The sequence below is a fragment of the Atlantibacter sp. genome, from assembly GCF_032062175.1.
Taxonomy (GTDB): domain Bacteria; phylum Pseudomonadota; class Gammaproteobacteria; order Enterobacterales; family Enterobacteriaceae; genus Atlantibacter.
The window spans coordinates 224,751-243,765 of the sequence record NZ_DAMBQK010000003.1 but is presented as its reverse complement, the minus strand read 5'-3'; the positions used below and the strand labels follow the sequence as shown (position 1 = coordinate 243,765).

The 19,015-nt window shown below is 55.4% G+C and carries 17 protein-coding genes; 10 read left to right on the top strand and 7 right to left on the bottom strand.

The genetic code is table 11. From position 1 onward, the window contains the following. The first annotated feature begins 29 nt into the window (after positions 1 to 29). The 8 genes from casA to cueR all read left to right on the top strand — a co-directional run bounded on the left by casA (position 30) and on the right by cueR (position 9,465). Positions 30 to 1,547 carry a type I-E CRISPR-associated protein Cse1/CasA gene (gene casA, locus RT120_RS05165; protein ID WP_312980237.1) on the top strand — a complete coding sequence of 506 codons (1,518 nt, stop codon included), beginning with the start codon at positions 30 to 32 and terminating at the stop codon, positions 1,545 to 1,547. Further along, positions 1,531 to 2,022, top strand: coding sequence for a type I-E CRISPR-associated protein Cse2/CasB (casB, locus tag RT120_RS05160; protein ID WP_312980234.1), 492 nt, complete (start codon positions 1,531 to 1,533; stop codon positions 2,020 to 2,022). Before casA ends, casB begins: the two co-directional genes overlap by 17 nt. 12 nt (positions 2,023 to 2,034) lie before the next feature. Continuing rightward, positions 2,035 to 3,129: a type I-E CRISPR-associated protein Cas7/Cse4/CasC gene (gene cas7e, locus RT120_RS05155; protein WP_312980231.1), complete on the top strand. Its 1,095-nt coding sequence runs from the start codon at positions 2,035 to 2,037 to the stop codon at positions 3,127 to 3,129. Further along, positions 3,129 to 3,803, top strand: a complete 675-nt coding sequence (cas5e, locus tag RT120_RS05150) for a type I-E CRISPR-associated protein Cas5/CasD (RefSeq protein ID WP_312980416.1) — start codon at positions 3,129 to 3,131, stop codon at positions 3,801 to 3,803. Before cas7e ends, cas5e begins: the two co-directional genes overlap by 1 nt. Beyond that, the gene (cas6e, locus tag RT120_RS05145; protein WP_312980229.1) at positions 3,790 to 4,389 is read left to right on the top strand and encodes a type I-E CRISPR-associated protein Cas6/Cse3/CasE; all 600 of its coding nucleotides are present in this window, start codon (positions 3,790 to 3,792) and stop codon (positions 4,387 to 4,389) included. The genes cas5e and cas6e overlap by 14 nt, the downstream gene beginning before the upstream one ends. 51 nt (positions 4,390 to 4,440) lie before the next feature. After that, positions 4,441 to 5,358 carry a type I-E CRISPR-associated endonuclease Cas1e gene (cas1e, locus tag RT120_RS05140; RefSeq protein ID WP_312980226.1) on the top strand — a complete coding sequence of 306 codons (918 nt, stop codon included), beginning with the start codon at positions 4,441 to 4,443 and terminating at the stop codon, positions 5,356 to 5,358. A gap of 1 nt (position 5,359) precedes the next feature. After that, the gene (gene cas2e, locus RT120_RS05135) at positions 5,360 to 5,653 is read left to right on the top strand and encodes a type I-E CRISPR-associated endoribonuclease Cas2e (RefSeq protein WP_254487933.1); all 294 of its coding nucleotides are present in this window, start codon (positions 5,360 to 5,362) and stop codon (positions 5,651 to 5,653) included. 3,395 nt (positions 5,654 to 9,048) lie between these two features. After that, a complete protein-coding gene (cueR, locus tag RT120_RS05130) occupies positions 9,049 to 9,465 on the top strand; it encodes a Cu(I)-responsive transcriptional regulator (protein ID WP_312980223.1) in 417 nt (138 codons plus the stop codon). 47 nt (positions 9,466 to 9,512) lie between these two features. Here the strand turns inward: cueR and RT120_RS05125 are convergent, their stop codons facing one another. The 6 genes from RT120_RS05125 to tesA form a co-directional block, all read right to left on the bottom strand. Next, positions 9,513 to 9,965 carry an NfeD family protein gene (locus RT120_RS05125; RefSeq protein WP_312980221.1) on the bottom strand — a complete coding sequence of 151 codons (453 nt, stop codon included), beginning with the start codon at positions 9,963 to 9,965 and terminating at the stop codon, positions 9,513 to 9,515. Next, the gene (locus RT120_RS05120; protein ID WP_002438811.1) at positions 9,962 to 10,876 is read right to left on the bottom strand and encodes an SPFH domain-containing protein; all 915 of its coding nucleotides are present in this window, start codon (positions 10,874 to 10,876) and stop codon (positions 9,962 to 9,964) included. Before RT120_RS05120 ends, RT120_RS05125 begins: the two co-directional genes overlap by 4 nt. A 551-nt stretch (positions 10,877 to 11,427) precedes the next feature. Continuing rightward, on the bottom strand, positions 11,428 to 12,222 hold the full coding sequence (locus RT120_RS05115) for a hypothetical protein (protein ID WP_312980218.1): 795 nt from the start codon (positions 12,220 to 12,222) through the stop codon (positions 11,428 to 11,430). A 252-nt stretch (positions 12,223 to 12,474) separates the two neighbouring features. Next, entirely contained in the window at positions 12,475 to 13,329 is an 855-nt protein-coding gene (locus tag RT120_RS05110; RefSeq protein ID WP_312980215.1) for a co-chaperone YbbN, read from the bottom strand. Between the two features lie 58 nt (positions 13,330 to 13,387). Continuing rightward, positions 13,388 to 14,158 (bottom strand): SDR family oxidoreductase, encoded by a 771-nt coding sequence (locus RT120_RS05105; RefSeq protein ID WP_312980212.1) that lies wholly within the window; start codon positions 14,156 to 14,158, stop codon positions 13,388 to 13,390. A gap of 28 nt (positions 14,159 to 14,186) precedes the next feature. Continuing rightward, positions 14,187 to 14,816: a multifunctional acyl-CoA thioesterase I/protease I/lysophospholipase L1 gene (gene tesA, locus RT120_RS05100; protein ID WP_312980210.1), complete on the bottom strand. Its 630-nt coding sequence runs from the start codon at positions 14,814 to 14,816 to the stop codon at positions 14,187 to 14,189. On the opposite strand from tesA, the gene ybbA reads away from it, so the two are divergent. Beyond that, positions 14,784 to 15,470 (top strand): putative ABC transporter ATP-binding protein YbbA, encoded by a 687-nt coding sequence (gene ybbA / locus RT120_RS05095; RefSeq protein WP_312980209.1) that lies wholly within the window; start codon positions 14,784 to 14,786, stop codon positions 15,468 to 15,470. The two genes, tesA and ybbA, sit on opposite strands and share 33 nt — an antisense overlap. After that, complete coding sequence (ybbP, locus tag RT120_RS05090; protein ID WP_312980208.1) at positions 15,467 to 17,884, top strand: putative ABC transporter permease subunit YbbP; 2,418 nt, start codon at positions 15,467 to 15,469, stop codon at positions 17,882 to 17,884. The genes ybbA and ybbP overlap by 4 nt, the downstream gene beginning before the upstream one ends. On the opposite strand, the gene mnmH is transcribed toward ybbP, so the two are convergent. Next, positions 17,871 to 19,010 carry a tRNA 2-selenouridine(34) synthase MnmH gene (gene mnmH, locus RT120_RS05085; protein ID WP_312980206.1) on the bottom strand — a complete coding sequence of 380 codons (1,140 nt, stop codon included), beginning with the start codon at positions 19,008 to 19,010 and terminating at the stop codon, positions 17,871 to 17,873. The two genes, ybbP and mnmH, sit on opposite strands and share 14 nt — an antisense overlap. Between the last annotated feature and the right edge of the window lie 5 nt (positions 19,011 to 19,015).

The window sequence follows — 19,015 nt, the reverse complement described above, 5'->3', positions numbered from 1 at the left end:
TCACAGCAACACTTTAAGGAGGTGATGTAATGGATTTACTTGTTGACCCATGGATCCCCGTCCGTGCGTTTGAGGAAAGGCATCCGCAAACTATCACGCTGCAACGATTATGTTGCAGCGAGGAAAAATGGCTATTAAACCTACCGCGCGATGACATGGAGCTGGCGGCTTTACAATTACTGATTTGCCTGCTGCAAGTTACCTGCGCGCCCAAAGACGATGGCGAAATGCGCCGTCGGGTTGCGAAGCCGCTTGATGAAGCAGAATTTATTTCTTTAATGGCACCATGGCTGCACACCTTTCAATTGGATCATCCGCAAACACCGTTTATGCAGGTAAAAGGCGTCGAAGCGAAAGAGCCCACCCCGATGGAAAAGCTGATGACCGGTTTAAGCGGAGCCACGAATTGCGCCTTCGTTAATCAGCCTGGGCAGGGGGAGGCTTTATGCGGCGGTTGCACAGCGATTGCGCTTTTTAATCAGGCAAATAATGCACCAGGATTCGGCGGCGGATTTAAAAGTGGACTGCGCGGCGGAACACCGATTACAACCTTAATTAAGGGGCCCGATCTGCGCAGCACCCTCTGGCTTAACGTGTTGACAACATCGCGTCTGCAAGCTTCTTTTCCCGTCGATAGCCATACCGAAAATCTTCCCACCTGGAAACGGCCTGTAGCCAGCGGGAAAACCTTTCCTGCCGCCACGATTGGTTTACTGCGCGGTCTTTTTTGGCAACCTGCGTCCATTGAACTTTGCCCGCCAATAGGCCCAGGGCAATGTTGCGGGTGCGGGCAGCAGAGCAACCAGCGTTATAACGGTTTTCTCAAGGCTAAATTCAATTTTACGGTGGAAGGATTATGGCCTCATCCTCACTCCCCCCGCGTCATCGCCGAAAAAAAGGGCGTCATTGAGCAAAAGTTTCTCGCCTTTACCACCGCCGCACCTTCCTGGACTCAAATTAGCCGCATCCTGGTGGATAAAGAGACCGGGCAGGGTGAAGGGCGACGGGTAGCGATGGTCGTCGAACAATTCAGAGAGGTGTATCCACGATTTAAGCTGGTGCTCATTGTCGGCGGGTACCGTAATAATCAGGCTTCTATCCTTGAACGTCGCCACGATGTGCTGATCTTCAATGAGGGGTGGCAGAAGGGTGTCAAGGTGATCGATGACATTGTGGATATTGGTCTGGAATACAAAAAAGCATTGCGCAGAGGGCTTTACACCTTTGTCGAGGGAATAAAAAGCAGTGAAGTCAAAGGTGCTGGCGTGGCAGTTCACGAAGTCGCTGAACGCCATTATTACCGTCACAGCGAACTGCTTATTCCTTCAATCCTTGCAAGCATTAACTATTCCGAGCCGCAGGACATTGTCGCTCGCCTGAGAAAAGAACTTCATCAGCTCTGCGAAGCGCTGTTCAACCAGGTCACTGCGCCTTATGCCCATCATCCGAAATTGATCCGCTCGCTGGCGGTGGCGCGCGCCTCGCTTCGAAAACATCTTTATGCACTTCAACCACAAGGAGAGTTAGCTCATGGCGACGGAGATTGATGCAATGGCGCTCTATAACGCATGGCAGCAATTAGATAACGGTTCAAGCGCCCAGCTAAGACGGGTAAGTGAGCCTGATGAATTACGCGATATCCCCGCCTTTTATCGTCTTGTCCAACCCTTTGGCTGGGAAAACCCGGCCAATCAGCGCCCGTTACTGCGTATGGTTTTTTGCCTGAGCGCCGGTAAAGACGTGATTCGTCATAAAGAAAAAAACGCCGATTACCCGACGGGTATTAGCCTGGGAAGAGCGCTGGCAAAGAGCGGAAAAATCAATGAACGCCGCATTTTTCAGCTTGTTCGTGCAGAAAGTCCTGGCGACATGATTCAACTACGGCGGTTATTAATTCATGCAGAGCCTGTTCTGGATTGGCCTTTATTCGCACGGCAACTCACCTGGTGGGGAAAACGAGAGCGCCAGCAATTGCTGGAAGATTTTATGTTGGCAACCCCTGAATCGAACAAAAAAGCGTAAGGAAACCTTCTAATGAACAATTTTATCAATTTCCATGTCCTGATCTCTCACAGCCCTTCCTGTTTAAACCGCGATGATATGAATATGCAAAAAGATGCGGTTTTCGGCGGCAAGCGGCGCGTACGTATTTCCAGCCAGAGCCTGAAACGTGCGATGCGTAAAAGCGATTATTATGCCCACCATATTGGCGCATCCAGTCTACGCACGATTCACCTTGAAGAATTGCGTGACGTATTACGTGAGAAGTTATCCCCGCGATTCGAATTGCCGATAATTGATAAAACGCTTTCGTTGTTATCTGGCAAAGCCATTGATGACGCGGAAAAAATCTCCGGTGATGCCGTGACGCCCTGGGTGCTGGGTGAAGTTGAATGGTTTTGCGAACAGGTGATGAAAGCCGAAGCAGAGCAGCTTGATGACAAAAAATTGCTCAAAATGTTGAAAGAAGACATCGCGGCGATGCGTGCCAATCTTCAGCAGGGGGTTGATGTTGCACTGAGCGGGCGTATGGCGACCAGTGGCCTGATGAGCGAACTGGGAAAAGTTGATGGCGCAATGTCTATCGCTCACGCCATCACTACGCATACAGTCGATTCTGATATTGACTGGTTTACAGCGGTAGACGATCTCCAGGATTTAGGTTCGGCACATCTGGGAACCCAGGAATTTTCCTCCGGCGTTTTTTATCGCTACGCCAGTCTGAACATCGCCCAGCTTCAGGAGAATCTCGGCGGCGCATCGCGTGAACAAGCGCTTCAAATCGCTGCGCATCTGGCGCACATGCTGGCGACTGAAGTGCCGGGGGCAAAACAGCGGACTTTCGCCGCATTCAACCCGGCGGACATGGTTATGATTAATTTCTCCGATCTTCCCCTTTCCTTAGCCAACGCCTTTGAAAGCCCGGTCAAAGCTAAAGACGGTTATCTGCTCCCTTCTATCAATGCATTCAATGAATATTGGCGACGCATTGCAAATGGTTATGGATTAACCGGACCAGCTGTCCAGTTTATGCTCGCCGATGCGAATGCCTTGGACGGAGATGTGATGTCGGTCGATACACTGGAACAACTAAAAAAATGGATCTGCCGTGATGGCGAGGCGTCATGATGAAATCCTACTTAATCCTGCGGCTTGCAGGGCCGATGCAAGCCTGGGGGCAACCAACATTTGAAGGAACACGCCCGACGGCGCGTTTCCCTACGCGCAGCGGCCTGCTAGGGTTACTGGGCGCTTGCCTGGGGATAAAACGTGACGATCGAACCGCATTACAAACGCTTTCAGACAGCGTCCGTTTCGCTGTTCGTTGCGATCCGTCGTTAGTTGATGGTCGGGCAATTCCGGTTAGCGGTTTACGTGATTACCACACCGTTATGGATGCGCGCGAGGATTATCGCGGCTTAAAAAGCCACGAAACTATCCAGACATGGCGTGAATACCTGTGCGATGCCGTATTCACCGTGGCGGTTTGGGAATCGGAACGGGCAACGCTCCGATTACAAGATCTGCAAACTGCGGTACGCAAACCGCAATTTACGCCTTTCCTGGGGCGTAAATGCTGCCCATTAACCCAACCCCTTTTTGTCGACCTCTGCGAAGCCCTTGGCCCACAACAGGCGCTGGCAAATTATTTGCCCGAGGGAGGCGATATTTACAGTGAGGCGTCTGGAGATGGGGCAGGCCAACGGTTCACTGTGCGTGATGAGCCGATTATTGCTTTACCGCGACAGTTTGCATCAAGGGAGTGGCACGTCATAAAAGGAGAACCGGATGTATCTCAGTAAGGTTACTATTCAGAACGCCTGGTGCCGGGATGCTTATCAGTTTCATCAGGCTCTCTGGCAACTCTTCCCTTCTCAAGGCGATCAAAAAAGAGATTTTTTATTCCGTGTAGAAACCCGCCACCCTGGTCGAGGCTGTGAAGTGTTATTGCAGTCGATAGCTGTTCCTGAATCGTCGGCGGCCGCGCATGTGCTTGCGTGCAAACCCATTGCGTTTTGTCTGATTGAGGGAGCACAGCTACGGTTTCGTTTGCGGGCGAACCCGATAAAAACCATTAAAGATGAATACCAACGTCTTGATGGCCGAGGGCAAATCAAACGCTGCCGGGTGCCGTTACTGAAAGAGCAGGAACAGCATCAGTGGTTAGCGAGAAAGCTTTTACCTGCCGCCCGCCTGGAAGGCATTGAATCGGCAGGCGAGTTACCGCTGTTTTTTTCTAAAGATGGGGCAGGTGGAAAAATTCAGCCGGTTAACTTTGAAGGTTTTCTCACGGTGACCGACGCGTCCGCATTACTGGCGCTATTAAAAAATGGAATTGGTCCGGCAAAAGCGATGGGATGCGGGTTGTTATCGCTCGCTCGCGCCTGATGGCGACATAGTCCCGGTATATGACCGGGACTATGCATAATAGGAGGTTTGATGTCGTATATTCCTTTAAACCCCATCCCGTTAAAAGATCGCGTTTCGCTTATTTTTCTTCAGTACGGGCACATTGATGTTATCGATGGTGCATTTGTTCTTGTTGATAAAACCGGTGTGCGTACGCATATCCCCGTGGGATCGGTTGCTTGCATTATGCTTGAGCCGGGAACGCGAGTTTCTCATGCTGCGGTTCGTTTAGCTGCGCAGGTTGGCACATTATTGGTTTGGGTAGGCGAAGGTGGCGTACGGGTATATGCCTCCGGGCAACCGGGCGGCGCACGATCCGACAGACTGCTTTATCAGGCGAAGCTGGCGCTGGATGAAGATTTACGCTTGAAAGTTGTGCGAAGAATGTTCGCGCTTCGTTTTGGCGAGGAAGCGCCATCCCGTCGGTCGGTCGAACAACTTCGAGGTATTGAAGGCGGTAGGGTGCGTGCGACCTACGCCATATTAGCGAAGCAGTATGGCGTTGAATGGCAAGGAAGGCGTTACGATCCAAAAGACTGGGAAAAAGGGGATGTGGTGAATCAGTGCATCAGCGCCGCAACGTCATGCCTGTATGGCGTAACTGAAGCGGCTGTATTAGCGGCGGGATATGCGCCTGCTATCGGTTTCATTCATACCGGTAAGCCCCTGTCTTTTATTTACGATATTGCTGACATCATTAAGTTTGATGTCGTTGTTCCAAAAGCATTCGATATAGCCCGACAAAATCCTGCGGAGCCTGACAAAGCCGTTCGCCTGGCATGCCGGGATATTTTCCGCAGTAGTAAAACGCTGATGAAATTAATTCCTCTGATAGAAGATGTATTGGCCGCAGGAGAGATCGCGCCGCCAGAGCCGCCACCGGATGCGCAACCCGTGGCTATACCGCTTCCAGTGTCGCTCGGCGATGTCGGCCACCGGAGTGCATGATATGGGGATGTTGGTCGTCGTAACGGAAAATGTGCCGCCACGCCTGAGGGGGCGTCTGGCAATATGGTTACTGGAAGTGAGAGCGGGTGTTTACGTGGGAGATGCCTCTACGCGTATTCGGGAAATGATATGGCAGCAGGTAACAGCATTAGCTGATGAGGGTAATGTGGTTATGGCCTGGGCAACTAACACGGAATCAGGTTTCGAGTTCCAAACCTGGGGCGAAAATCGACGTATTCCGGTAGATCTTGATGGCCTTCGTTTAGTGTCTTTTCTGCCCGTTAATAATCAATAGGTTAGCGTTCTTTAAGAATCAGGAAAAGTTGGTGCTTTTTTTCATGCTGGAAAAATCTATATAATTCAATTGACTATTTTTAGAGTGTTCCCCGCGCCAGCGGGGATAAACCGAGCCCGGAATTTGCATAAATTGTCATACACTCGTGTTCCCCGCGCCAGCGGGGATAAACCGATATTGGCATACCCACCGGCAGCGCGGGCGGTGTGTTCCCCGCGCCAGCGGGGATAAACCGTGGCTAATTTCATCAAATCGCAGCAAATCAAAGTGTTCCCCGCGCCAGCGGGGATAAACCTGATGCGTAACCGAATAGCGCAACCGCACCCGCGTGTTCCCCGCGCCAGCGGGGATAAACCGGCGAGTGCCCGATCTGCAAAAAGCGCGGCAAAGTGTTCCCCGCGCCAGCGGGGATAAACCGCACCGGTAACCCCATTGAAATTGCCCTGAATGGTGTTCCCCGCGCCAGCGGGGATAAACCGCCACATGCCGGATTACATGGCCCGTAAAATCAGTGTTCCCCGCGCCAGCGGGGATAAACCGACAATTCAGATAGCTGCAGATAGTCTGGGTATGTGTTCCCCGCGCCAGCGGGGATAAACCGGGCCAGATTGAGCCGTAGTGATTACTTTAAACGTGTTCCCCGCGCCAGCGGGGATAAACCGACGATTTTTCAAATTGATCCACGGCAAAACTAGTGTTCCCCGCGCCAGCGGGGATAAACCGTATGTTCTATTACAGAAACTAACTTTTTACCGGTGTTCCCCGCGCCAGCGGGGATAAACCGATCATGGCGGCGGAGTGTTTTCTGTTGATGGAGTGTTCCCCGCGCCAGCGGGGATAAACCGCCACGTCTACTACTGTGCCTATTTTAGAGTTAGTGTTCCCCGCGCCAGCGGGGATAAACCGCCGTAATCCACAAACCGGGTGGCGGTCTGGTCGTGTTCCCCGCGCCAGCGGGGATAAACCGCGCCTATGACCTGCTCGCCATTAGCGGCGACAGTGTTCCCCGCGCCAGCGGGGATAAACCGCATTGAGGCCCTTTTATTTTATATGCTTAAGAGTGTTCCCCGCGCCAGCGGGGATAAACCGCGAGCCTCACTTTTTTCTCCCATGCGTGGTGTGTGTTCCCCGCGCCAGCGGGGATAAACCGGGCGTTCACCCCGACCTGGTTAAACTGGCCCGGTGTTCCCCGCGCCAGCGGGGATAAACCGCCATTCTGAGACGTTTTACACTAAACCTAAGCGTGTTCCCCGCGCCAGCGGGGATAAACCGGATTGGCGAACTTTATTGAATGAATGTAGGTAGTGTTCCCCGCGCCAGCGGGGATAAACCGGCTTCAATATGCTGCCGGAGCATGCCACCTGGCGTGTTCCCCGCGCCAGCGGGGATAAACCCGTCCCGTTAATCTCTGCGTAAAAAGCGTCGCCGTGTTCCCCGCGCCAGCGGGGATAAACCGTTATTCCGCGAAAAAATGGATACGAGACGCGGGTGTTCCCCGCGCCAGCGGGGATAAACCGCCCGTTTGGCACATCAGTCCCGACGTACCCGTGTGTTCCCCGCGCCAGCGGGGATAAACCGTAAATTCGTTGCGGTGTTTGTTGGCGCTTTCCGTGTTCCCCGCGCCAGCGGGGATAAACCGATAGGTTGCTCAGATTTAAAATTAAAAACAAAGTGTTCCCCGCGCCAGCGGGGATAAACCGACGGATTACAGGAGGATCAACAATCGCGCTGGGTGTTCCCCGCGCCAGCGGGGATAAACCGATTAGTGATCGCAAAATGCGCTCGCGCGGCCCGTGTTCCCCGCGCCAGCGGGGATAAACCGGTTACACGGTGAAATGTGTAATAGAATGCCAAGTGTTCCCCGCGCCAGCGGGGATAAACCGACGATTCTATTGCCGATGAAACCCGCGAACTGGTGTTCCCCGCGCCAGCGGGGATAAACCGTCTTTCATATCCGAGACCCTTTAAATGTTGTGGTGTTCCCCGCGCCAGCGGGGATAAACCGGCATACCGGATCATGCTTGCTGACGCAGTGAAAGTGTTCCCCGCGCCAGCGGGGATAAACCGCTTTATAAATTTGTAGTGGTGCCTGGTGTAAAGTGTTCCCCGCGCCAGCGGGGATAAACCGCGCGTTTAATGGTTAAAGATTTAGGCGGTAAAGTGTTCCCCGCGCCAGCGGGGATAAACCGTAGTTTGGGAAGTGTACCAGGAAGGTTTTACCATGTTCCCCGCGCCAGCGGGGATAAACCGTATTTACCACCTAACTCTTTGACCAGCAAACGGTGTTCCCCGCGCCAGCGGGGATAAACCGGGCCATGACGGCGGTGTCTGGTCTGGTCTGGAGTGTTCCCCGCGCCAGCGGGGATAAACCGCACAATGGCTGGCAGCGGGCGGCGTCCGAATGGTGTTCCCCGCGCCAGCGGGGATAAACCGGGATCCGGCGTATTTTGCAGGAAGGGGAAGATGTGTTCCCCGCGCCAGCGGGGATAAACCGTGCGATACATCCTGGCCCGCCATTTTCATTCGGTGTTCCCCGCGCCAGCGGGGAAAAACCGTGGAGCCGACCTTGTTTTTCGGTTCTATTTGCCGTGTTCCCCGCGCCAGCGGGGATAAACCGGTGGATTAATGCGCAGCATATTACCGCCCAATGTGTTCCCCGCGCCAGCGGGGATAAACCGCGATCATGCCGCTAATGGGTACTGTGATGCAGGTGTTCCCCGCGCCAGCGGGGATAAACCGTGTGGTCTATGGGTAGTAGTTCATTTTTGACTGTGTTACCCGCGCCAGCGGGGATAAACCGGCGGGTGATGAGTTGGCGTATGCGGTTAACCCGTGTTCCCCGCGCCAGCGGGGATAAACCGAACTCCGAACGGCTGAGGGTGCTACCCTCCAGGTGTTCCCCGCGCCAGCGGGGATAAACCGCGGGTGTCGCGGTATTCAACGACACGATCATTGTGTTCCCCGCGCCAGCGGGGATAAACCGATAAAACCCAGGTCAAACAGACTGTAAAAGTGGTGTTCCCCGCGCCAGCGGGGATAAACCGCCACATTCAGCAATATCACGCAGCAGGCCATTGTGTTCCCCGCGCCAGCGGGAATAAACCGGAACAGCAATGAGTGCAATCAACGAACGCGTAGTGTTCCCCGCGCCAGCAGGAACAAACCAGCCAAATATAGCCCCGAGAAACAGTTTGATGAGTGATCCCACCTAATCTTCCGCCCCCCCAGAATAACCACCTCAAAGGCTACATCATCAGCGATGCCATATTTCCAACCTCAGTATACCGAATCGAAATTAACCCCTACCAATACCCACCAAACCCTTTATTTATCCCCCAGCCCCGTTATAAACTCCCTTAAACCTTCCACCCAAAGGAAGGTTCAGGAGGGCCTCAATGAACATAAGTGATGTCGCAAAAAAAACCGGTTTAACCAGCAAAGCGATTCGTTTTTACGAAGAGAAAGGGTTGGTGACGCCGCCGCTGCGCAGTGAAAACGGCTACCGAAGCTACAATCAAAGCCATCTTGATGAACTTACGCTGCTGCGCCAGGCGCGCCAGGTGGGTTTTAATCTGGAAGAGTGCAAAGAGCTGGTACACCTGTTCAACGATCCTGGCCGACGTAGCGCAGACGTTAAAGCTCGTACCCTGCAAAAGGTGGCGGAGATAGAACGGCATATCGTAGAGCTTAACGATATGCGCGCGCAGTTGCTGGCGTTGGCAGAATCCTGCCCGGGTGACGACAGCGCCGATTGCCCGATCATGGATAATCTCTCCGGCTGCTGCCATCGTCGCAGCAAATCGCAGGAATAAAAAAAACCTGCCCAGTGCGGTACGTGGGCAGGTTTTCTCGCATAACGTCACTGGAGAGAAGGGCGAACCCGCAGCGTAATGCCTTCTACGGCAATCACTTCAACGCGCGTTCCGGCAGGGATATCTTCAGTAGCGACTACCGGCCAGGTGCCGTCGCCTACCCGCATATGTCCACGACCGTTGATTAACGGCGTATCCAGAATGTAGCGCTGGCCGATTAACTGCTGACCACGCTGATTCAACACCGCATCGGCGCGCGGCTGCGGCCTGCGTGCCAGCCAGCGCGACCAGAGCAGGGCGGCGATCACCGTCAACACCGCAAAACAGAGCCCTTGCCACTCCCAGCCGAGAGGAAACAGCCACACCAACAGCCCGGTGATAACTGCCGCCACGCCGCTCCAGAGTAAATAACCGCTTCCCCCGAGCATTTCCGCAGCCAACAGCAGGCCGCCAAGGCTCAGCCAGAAGGTGTGAGGATGCACCAGGAAAAAAGCCATCATGGGCGTTTACGCTCGCTGCTTTCTTTTATCAATTCACTAATACCGGCAATCGACCCCATCAGGCTGGTGGCGTCCAGCGGCATCAGCACCACTTTACTGTTATTGGCAGCACCGATTTGCTGGAGCGCATCAGTGTATTTTTGTGCCACAAAGTAGTTCACCGCCTGAATATCCCCGGCAGCGATCGCTTCTGAAACCATTTTTGTCGCCCGCGCTTCGGCTTCCGCAGAACGTTCACGCGCTTCGGCCTGCAAGAAGGCGGATTGACGTTCGCCTTCGGCTTTCAGGATCTGCGACTGTTTGTCACCTTCAGCTTTAAGAATTTCCGCCTGGCGGACGCCTTCTGCCTCAAGAATGTAGGCACGCTTGGTACGTTCGGCTTTCATCTGGGCGTTCATGGATGAGATCAGTTCGGCCGGTGGGCGAACATCGCGGATTTCAATACGCGTGACTTTAATGCCCCACGGATTGGTGGCCTCATCAACAATATGCAGCAGGCGCGTATTAATGCTGTCGCGCTGGGATAACATCTCGTCGAGTTCCATTGAACCCAGAACCGTGCGGATATTTGTCATCGTGAGGTTGATGATGGCGTGCTCAAGGTTGCTCACCTCATAAGCCGCTTTCGGCGCATCGATCACCTGGATAAAGCACACCGCATCAATGGTGACGTTGGCGTTATCCTTGGAAATGACTTCCTGAGAAGGGATGTCTAACACTTGTTCCATCATGTTGATCTTACGACCAATGCGATCCATAAAGGGAACGACCAAACTCAGCCCTGGTTGCAGGGTCTTGGTGTACCGTCCAAATCGCTCTACCGTCCACTGATAACCTTGCGGAACAATTTTGACCCCAGCGCCAACAATGACCAGCGCGACAAAGATCAATACGGGGATCACAATAAGCATCAAAAAACCTCCTGTGTTTTGGTGCGAGTATCGAGGGTTTCCGCATGTTGAAAACAGGCGGCTAAGGGTCATCATCCCCGGTTGAGGTCAATAAAGCAACGAATAGCGGCGCAGGCAGCGACAAGGCGGGGTGAAAAAAGAGTAAAAAAAAGCCCCACGGGTAGGGGCGGACAAAAAGCAAAAAAGCAAAGAGTCTAACGATGGTTAAAGTGACTAAGCGGACGCTCTCAAAAGACTACTGTGGCAATAGTCTGTAGAGAGTGCCCTATTAAGGAACACTCCATTGTTTTTGACTGTCGGCCTGGGCCGCCAGGTGGCACACGATAAAGGGATTCGCTGATACTTCAGCTCTTTACGCTGCGCACTGTGGAAGGTTACCACCCCACCAATCCACCAGGGTTATGAAACGAGACTATTCTCAGTCAGCTCTCAGTCAGTATCGACTGTTTTGAGGGTTAAACTCTACACCATGATATCATAAAGTCAAATATATTTTTTTTGTTAAAGTCACTAAATAAGTCTCAAATAAGTCTTCTTGGTTAAGACGGGTTTTATTGCGGGAACATAAATGTAAAGTCTGCAATATACTGCTCGCCCGCCTGGCTTATCGCCTGCGACAGCGTCTGGTAATAACGTTCCGGGCCTACTGCGTCGATTTGCTTCAGCTGCTCGCGGATAGGCGCGCAGAACAGCGCCACATTTCCGGCTTCCACGCGCTTATTATTGGGTGGCAGTTCACCGGTGATGGCCTTAAACCAGGTACGCACTGAGCCTTTCAACGAATTGGGCACTTTGGCGAGATCTTCATGGCCGGTCAGTATTTGTAACGTCGGGAAACGGTCACTTTGGACAGCCTTCTCAAGGCGTTCATAAAACTGCATAAAGATTTCCGGCGAGCCCAGATCGGTGATTTTAGGCTTAGTGGTGATGCGGTTCCGGTTCCCCGCTTTACGTACCGGCGCAGGCTGGGAAGAAGCTGGCGCAGCCTTATCCAGTTGAAGATCGAATAGCAGATTGCAATGCTCGCGACGTTCTTTCACATTCGGGAATTTGGCAATAAACGTGCTGATAAATTCTTTGGTGCCGTAGTCAGCCAACTGGTGGTTATTCAGCCATTGCCCACGTGCAAAGTCGTTGGGAGAGATAAACCAGGCCGGGGGGTCAGTAAAGCGTCGGGATTTGCCTTTCGCGTCAAACTCGATAAATTCTGCGCCTTCATTAAACGCGAAGCGGCAGTTTTTAAAGCTGGTGATCGTGGTGTTAACAATCAGGGCGTCATTAACAAACTTGACCACTTCTGGGCTGATGACAAAGGCGGTTTGTTCTTCAGATCGGATAACATTCATTAAAGCCTGAACGTCCGGAACGCCAGGCTTTAATGAGTGAAATTCAAGAAATAAATGGTGCATTTTGATGACTTCCTGGGGATTTTTAGCACAGAGTAGCAGATCAAAACATTAACAACCAGTGATGCAAAAGTCTGTTTACGTAGCGGGGTGAGGTGCGAGCATCCCGGCTGCGCCAGTCTTGAGCAAACATAACAAAATGCCAGCCCGGAGGCTGGCATGAAAACAGGCTGAAATGTGCGGGCTACACAATCAATACAGCAGGGAATAAAGCTGACGACGATATTTAGACGCCAACTGGTCACCGGTGCCCAGCGCCGTCAGGATCTCCTGCAGCATTTTACGCACCTGTCCCTCACCCGCGCCCAGGTCTGATTTCAGATGGCTCCACAGCAACTCCAGCGCTTCTTCATTACGGCCAACCTGATGCAGTTGCAGCGCCAACTGTGTGGCAAGCTGCGCATCCTGCGGGTTTTGCGCGACCTGTTGTTGAAGCTGCTGGATCTCAGGCGTATCGGCCGCCTGGCGCAGTAAATCGATTTGCGCCATCAACCCCTGATAACGAGTGTCCTGATCCTGCATCGGAATCGTTTTTAATACCGCTTCGGCGTCTTCGCTGCGCTGCAATGCAATTTGGGTTTGCGCCAGCAGCAGGCCGATTTCGCTGTTCTGGCCGGAAATCTGCCAGGCGTCTTTCAGCAGCGGCAGCGCTTCGGCGTGTTTGCCTTCTTCAATCAGCGCCATCGCTTCCTGGGCTTTCAACTCTTCTTCGCGCGGCAGGACTTTTTCGAGCAGAGCGCGTACCGCCTCTTCCGGCTGCGGTCCCTGGAAGCCGTCAACCGGCTGGCCCTGCTGGAACAGATACACCGTTGGGATGGCACGCAGGCCAAACTGTGCGGCGACGCGCTGTTCGGCATCGCAATCCACTTTGGCGAGAATAAACTGGCCGTTGTACTGGTTCGCCAGCTTCTCCAGCATCGGCGTCAGCTGCTCGCAGTGCTGGCTGCGCGGCGACCAGAAATAGAACAGCACCGGCGTGGTCATTGACTGTTCAATCACCTGGTGCAGGTTCGATTCGTTAATATCAAAAATAGATTCCAGGGACATGTGTCACCCTCTTTTGTCGATTTGTTTTTTACATGGGGGCAGAAGGCGGGGCTTCAACTCAACCCTGCAAAATTTTGTCCATCACTCGTCCCGGCAACAGGCGTTTAAGCAGCCCGACGGCGTATGTCACCAGCGTCACCGGATAACGCAGTTTGGGGTTCTCGCTCTCAAAAGCATGGCGCACTTTCGCCACCACCGCCTCCGGTCCCAGGGTAAACCGCGCGGCGATGCCGGGGTTCTCAACCGGTTTGTCGGACTGGGTCTGGCTGACGTTGTCGGTAAAGCGGGTGCGGATTGGGCCTGGTTCGATCAGGCTGACTTTCACACCGCTGTAACGCAGCTCCATGCGCAGCGCATCGGACCAGGCTTCCAGCGCATATTTGCTGGCGGCATAGGCACCGCGCCCCGGCGTGGAAATCAACCCCATCACCGAACTGGTGTTAACGATGCGCCCTTCATTGTGCGGCAGCATCGCGGGCAGCAGCAGCATCGTCAGCTGGTGCGCGCCGAAAAAGTTAGTAGAAAACTGCTGCTCCATCTGCTCGCGACTGATGGCGGTGAGCGGCCCGTAAACCCCGTAACCGCCGTTATTGAAAATGCCGTACAGCCGGTTATTGGTCAGGGCGATCACCTGCGCGGCGGCGGCCTCGACGCTTTGCGGATCGTCCAGATCGAGCAATACCCCGGTAAAACCAAGCGCATTCATCTGTTCGACGTCAGCGGGCTTACGGCAGGCAGCGAGCACCCGGTAGCCGAGACGCTGCAATTCGTGGGCGCTGGCGAGGCCAATCCCGCTGGAACATCCTGTTATTAAGACTGATTTTTGCATAACTTTACCCGCTCATGCCCCCGATGGGTTATGAGTCGTGTTTAACTAAAGGAGCCAGTCGCGTTTCCATCCAGTCCGCGATAAACGGCTGTGCGTCACGATTGGGGTGAATACCGTCGTCCTGCATCCATTGCGGTTTGAGATACACCTCCTCCATAAAAAAGGGCAGGAGCGGAATAGCAAACTCTTTGGCAAGGTCAGGGTAGATGGCGCTAAACGCCTCATTGTAGCGGCGTCCGTAATTAGCGGGCAGGCGAATCTGCATAATCAGCGGTTCGGCGTTCGCCGCCTTCACCTGAGTGATGATCTGGCGCAGCGTGGAGGCGATGGCGTTCGGCTGGAAGCCGCGCAAACCGTCGTTACCGCCCAGCTCGACCAGCACCCAGCGCGGCTGATGCTGTTTTAACAGCGTCGGCAGGCGCGACAGGCCCTGCGCAGCGGTGTCGCCGCTGATGCTGGCGTTAACCACGTTAACGTCGCGCGACTGCCACTTGTCATTCAGCAGCGCAGGCCAGGCGGCGTTGGCAGACATCCGGTAGCCGGCGCTCAGGCTATCGCCCAAAATTAATAACGTGTCCGCTGCGGCGGCGCGAAATGTCATTAAAGCCAGTAACAGGAAAGGCCAATGCCAGCGGAAAACATTATTGAAGTTCATCATCTTAAGAAGTCCGTCGGTCAGGGGGAACATCAGCTTTCCATCCTTACCGGAGTTGAGCTGGTTGTCAAACCGGCCCAGACCATCGCCCTGATTGGCGAGTCGGGTTCCGGCAAATCCACGCTGCTGGCGATCCTTGCGGGTCTTGACGATGGCAGCAGCGGCGAAGTGCACCTGTTGGGCCAGCCGCTGCACAGTATGGACGAAGAAGCGCGCGCCCGGCTACGAGCCAGCCAGGTCGGGTTTGTGTTCCAGTCGTTTATGTTAATCCCCACGCTGAACGCGCTGGAAAACGTGGAGCTTCCGGCGCTGCTGCGCGGCGAAAATGACAAAACCGGGCGCGAGCAGGCTAAAGCGTTGCTTGAGCAGCTTGGCCTCGGCAAGCGTCTTGACCATCTTCCGGCGCAGCTTTCCGGCGGCCAGCAGCAGCGCGTGGCGCTGGCCCGCGCCTTTAACGGCCGCCCAACGGTGCTATTCGCTGATGAACCCACCGGCAATCTCGACAGGCACACCGGCGACCGTATCGCCGATTTGCTGTTTTCCCTGAATCGCGATTACGCCACCACACTGATTCTGGTCACTCACGATGAACAGCTGGCGGCGCGCTGCGACCGGCGCTTGCGGCTGCGTGAAGGCCTGCTCGTGGAGGAAGCATGATTGCGCGTTGGTTTTGGCGGGAGTGGCGCTCGCCGTCACTGCTGATTGTCTGGATGGCGCTGAGCCTGGCGGTGGCTTGCGTGCTGGCGCTCGGCAATATCAGCGACCGGATGGAAAAGGGGTTGAGCCAGCAAAGCCGGGAATTTATGGCCGGGGATCGCGCGTTGCGCAGCGCCCGCGCGGTCGATCCCGCCTGGCTTGCCGAAGCTGAGAAAGACGGGCTGCGGGTCAGCCGGCAGCTCAGTTTTGCCACCATGACCTTTGCGGGCGATACGCCTCAACTGGCGGATGTGAAAGCGGTGGACGGCCTTTACCCGATGTATGGCTCGCTACAAACCGAGCCGCCGGGCTTAAAGCCTGAGCCGGGCAGCGTGCTGCTGGCTCCGCGCTTAATGGCGCTGCTGAATCTGAAACCCGGCGACATGCTCGATGTCGGGGATGCCACCTTTACAATCGCCGGAACGGTGACGCAGGAGCCGGACAGCGGGTTTAACCCGTTCCAGATGGCGCCGCGCCTGATGATGAACCTGGCGGACGTGGAAAAAACCGGCGCGGTTCAGCCGGGCAGCCGCATCACCTGGCGCTATAAATTTGCCGGTCAGCCTGCCCAGATTGAGCAATACGAAGCCTGGCTATTGCCGAAACTCAAGCCGGAACATCGCTGGACCGGCATGGAGCAGGACGACGGCGCGTTGGGCAAATCGCTACAGCGCTCCCAGCAGTTTTTACTGCTCTCGGCACTGCTGACGCTGCTGCTGGCGGTGGGCGCGGTAGCGGTGGCAATGAGCCACTACTGCCGTAGCCGCTACGATCTGGTGGCGATCCTCAAAACCCTCGGGGCAGGGCGGGCGCAGTTGCGTAAGCTGATTATCGGCCAGTGGCTGATGGTGTTGGCGCTCAGTGCGATTACGGGCGGCGTGGTAGGGCTGGCGTTTGAAAAAGTGCTGATGCACCTGCTCAAGCCAGTATTGCCAGCAGAACTCCCGGCCGCCAGCCTGTGGCCGTGGCTATGGGCGGTGGGCGCAATGGGGGTGATCTCGCTGCTGGTGGGATTACGGCCTTACCGGCTGCTGCTGGCGACTCAGCCGTTGCGCGTTCTGCGCCGCGATGTGGTCGCCAACGTCTGGCCGCTGAAATATTACCTGCCCGCCATTGTCATCGTGGTTGTGGCGCTGCTGGCCTGGCTGATGGGCGGCAAAATGCTGCTGTGGGCCGTGCTGGCGGGAACGGTGGTGATGGCGGCGATCTGTGCGCTGGTCGGCTGGGGATTATTGCAGATCCTTAAACGCCTGACGCTGCGCCAGTTGCCGGTTCGCCTGGCGGTGAACCGCCTGCTGCGCCAGCCCTGGGCGACGTTGAGCCAACTGGCGGCGTTCTCCCTGTCGTTTATGCTGCTGGCCCTGCTGCTGGTGCTGCGTGGCGATCTGCTGGACCGGTGGCAACAGCAACTACCGCCGGAAAGCCCGAACTACTTCCTGATCAACATCGCGCCGGAACAGGTCAGTGAAGTAAAAGGCTTCCTGGCGGAGCACCAGATTATCCCGGAGTCGTTCTACCCCATCGTGCGGGCGCGGTTAACCCAGATTAAAGGCGTTCCGACGGTCAGCAGCCAGGATGAGTCTCTCAACCGCGAGCTCAATCTCACCTGGCAGGATCGGCGTCCTTCCCACAATCCGATTGTTGCAGGAAGCTGGCCGCCTGAAGCGGGTGAAGTGTCTATGGAAGAGGAACTGGCGAAGCGGCTAAACGTGAAGCTCGGGGATACGCTGACCTTTACCGGCGATACCCAGGACTTCAGCGCCAAAGTGACCAGCCTGCGCCACGTGGACTGGGAAAGCCTGCGTCCGAACTTTTTCTTTATCTTCCCGCCTGGCGCGCTGGACGGGCAACCGCAAAGCTGGCTGACCAGCTTCCGCGCCAATGGCGATACCGGAATGATCGCCCAGCTTAACCGCGAATTCCCGACGGTCAGCCTGCTGGATATCGGCGCGATTTTGCGCCAGGTCGGCCAGGTGCTGGAACAGGTAAGTCGGGCGCTGGAAGTGATGGTCGTGCTGGTGACCGCCTGCGGCGTCCTGTTGCTGTTGGCGCAGGTGCAGGTGGGGATGCGTCAGCGCCATCAGGAGCTGGTGGTTTACCGTACGCTGGGCGCGGAAAAACGCCTGTTGCGCGCTACGCTGTGGTGTGAGTTCGCCATGCTGGGGCTGGTGTCCGGTTTAGTCGCGGCGATTGGCGCGGAAACCGCGCTGGGCTTCCTGCAAACCCGGGTGTTCGACTTCCCGTGGGAGCCGGACTGGCGCTTGTGGGTGGTGTTGCCGGTGTGCGGTGCGCTGCTGCTTTCCGCTTGCGGCGGTTGGCTGGGCGTGCGCCTACTGAAGGGCAAAGCGCTGTTCCGCCAGTTTACCGCGCAGTAATTCCGCCGCTGCGTCGGTCGTTAAGCCAGGCCGCCACGCTGTGATAATCGCCGCGAAAGCAAATTTTCGCGGCTTTTTTCTCCAGTTGATAGCGGTACATCGGATCGTAATAGTTTTCCAGCAGCGGCAGCAGCCAGGCGAAATGCCCGTCGGTCTCGCCGCTGCGCTGTTGTTCCTCAAACGCAATGCGCTGGCGTTCTGCCAGCAGTGTGTAGCGTTCCAGCCCAAGCCGACGTCGGATGGCATACAGGCCATGATGCAGATACTCGCTATAGGCCTGCCAGCCCTGTTCTTCGCCATAAGCCGTGCAAAACGCCTGCTGCATGTCGATAAAATATTCGCTGCGCAACCGCGCCAGACGGTGCGACATCGGCTCCTCCACCACGGCAATTGGCGCGTTGTTCATCTGTTCACGCAGCGTGTGCGGCAGATGGTTTGAGCCAATCATTTGTCCTTCATCTTCCAGCAACCAGAAGGCGTAGTGATGATGCTGCCAGGTTATTTGCTTGCGTAACAGCGTTGCGGCCAGCGCGTTCTCAAAGCTGGCCTGGGAAAGTTGCGGGGAGAGAGTGCGGCCAAAGGACGATCCGCGATGGTGCGCCAGGCCTTCCAGGTCGACGCCCAGCGGTTGCTCGTTGACCAGCTGCGTTTTACCGCTGCCGGTGAAGCCGCCGACCAGCACCATCGGCAGCGACGACAGATTATCTATCGCCTCAATCGCTGCCTGTCGAAGCTGTTTATAACCGCCTTCCACCCGTGGATACTCCACACCCGCTTCACGCAGCCACTGCTGGGTGATTTGGCTGCGCAGCCCGCCGCGCGCGCAGCACAAATAGCCGTTCGGATAACGTAAACAGGCCTCTCGCCAGGCGTCAATCCGCGCGGCGCGTGTATCGCCAGCCACTAACTGATGGCCTAATTCCAGCGCCGCCCGCTGGCCCTGCTGTTTATAGCAGGTGCCCACTGCCGCACGTTCGTGGTCATTCATCAGGGGAAGATTAATAGCGGCGGGCAGTGCGCCCTGGGCAAATTCCACCGGTGCGCGGACGTCAATGATGGGAATAGCGTGGGCCAGCAGCGTGCGCCAGTCGCGGGTATCAGGACGGATAGTTACAACATACTTCATGACGG

Bases quoted from the DNA above. Each gene is read 5' to 3' on its own strand.
- RT120_RS05105 (WP_312980212.1), bottom strand. From the start codon at position 14,158: ATGCAAAAATCAGTCTTAATAACAGGATGTTCCAGCGGGATTGGCCTC.
- cas1e (WP_312980226.1), top strand. From the start codon at position 4,441: ATGTCGTATATTCCTTTAAACCCCATCCCGTTAAAAGATCGCGTTTCG.
- RT120_RS05120 (WP_002438811.1), bottom strand. From the start codon at position 10,876: ATGCTTATTGTGATCCCCGTATTGATCTTTGTCGCGCTGGTCATTGTT.
- ybbA (WP_312980209.1), top strand. From the start codon at position 14,784: ATGCCAGCGGAAAACATTATTGAAGTTCATCATCTTAAGAAGTCCGTC.
- cueR (WP_312980223.1), top strand. From the start codon at position 9,049: ATGAACATAAGTGATGTCGCAAAAAAAACCGGTTTAACCAGCAAAGCG.
- mnmH (WP_312980206.1), bottom strand. From the start codon at position 19,010: ATGAAGTATGTTGTAACTATCCGTCCTGATACCCGCGACTGGCGCACG.
- ybbP (WP_312980208.1), top strand. From the start codon at position 15,467: ATGATTGCGCGTTGGTTTTGGCGGGAGTGGCGCTCGCCGTCACTGCTG.
- cas6e (WP_312980229.1), top strand. From the start codon at position 3,790: ATGTATCTCAGTAAGGTTACTATTCAGAACGCCTGGTGCCGGGATGCT.
- cas2e (WP_254487933.1), top strand. From the start codon at position 5,360: ATGGGGATGTTGGTCGTCGTAACGGAAAATGTGCCGCCACGCCTGAGG.
- casB (WP_312980234.1), top strand. From the start codon at position 1,531: ATGGCGACGGAGATTGATGCAATGGCGCTCTATAACGCATGGCAGCAA.
- cas7e (WP_312980231.1), top strand. From the start codon at position 2,035: ATGAACAATTTTATCAATTTCCATGTCCTGATCTCTCACAGCCCTTCC.
- casA (WP_312980237.1), top strand. From the start codon at position 30: ATGGATTTACTTGTTGACCCATGGATCCCCGTCCGTGCGTTTGAGGAA.
- cas5e (WP_312980416.1), top strand. From the start codon at position 3,129: ATGAAATCCTACTTAATCCTGCGGCTTGCAGGGCCGATGCAAGCCTGG.
- tesA (WP_312980210.1), bottom strand. From the start codon at position 14,816: ATGATGAACTTCAATAATGTTTTCCGCTGGCATTGGCCTTTCCTGTTA.
- RT120_RS05125 (WP_312980221.1), bottom strand. From the start codon at position 9,965: ATGATGGCTTTTTTCCTGGTGCATCCTCACACCTTCTGGCTGAGCCTT.
- RT120_RS05115 (WP_312980218.1), bottom strand. From the start codon at position 12,222: ATGAATGTTATCCGATCTGAAGAACAAACCGCCTTTGTCATCAGCCCA.
- RT120_RS05110 (WP_312980215.1), bottom strand. From the start codon at position 13,329: ATGTCCCTGGAATCTATTTTTGATATTAACGAATCGAACCTGCACCAG.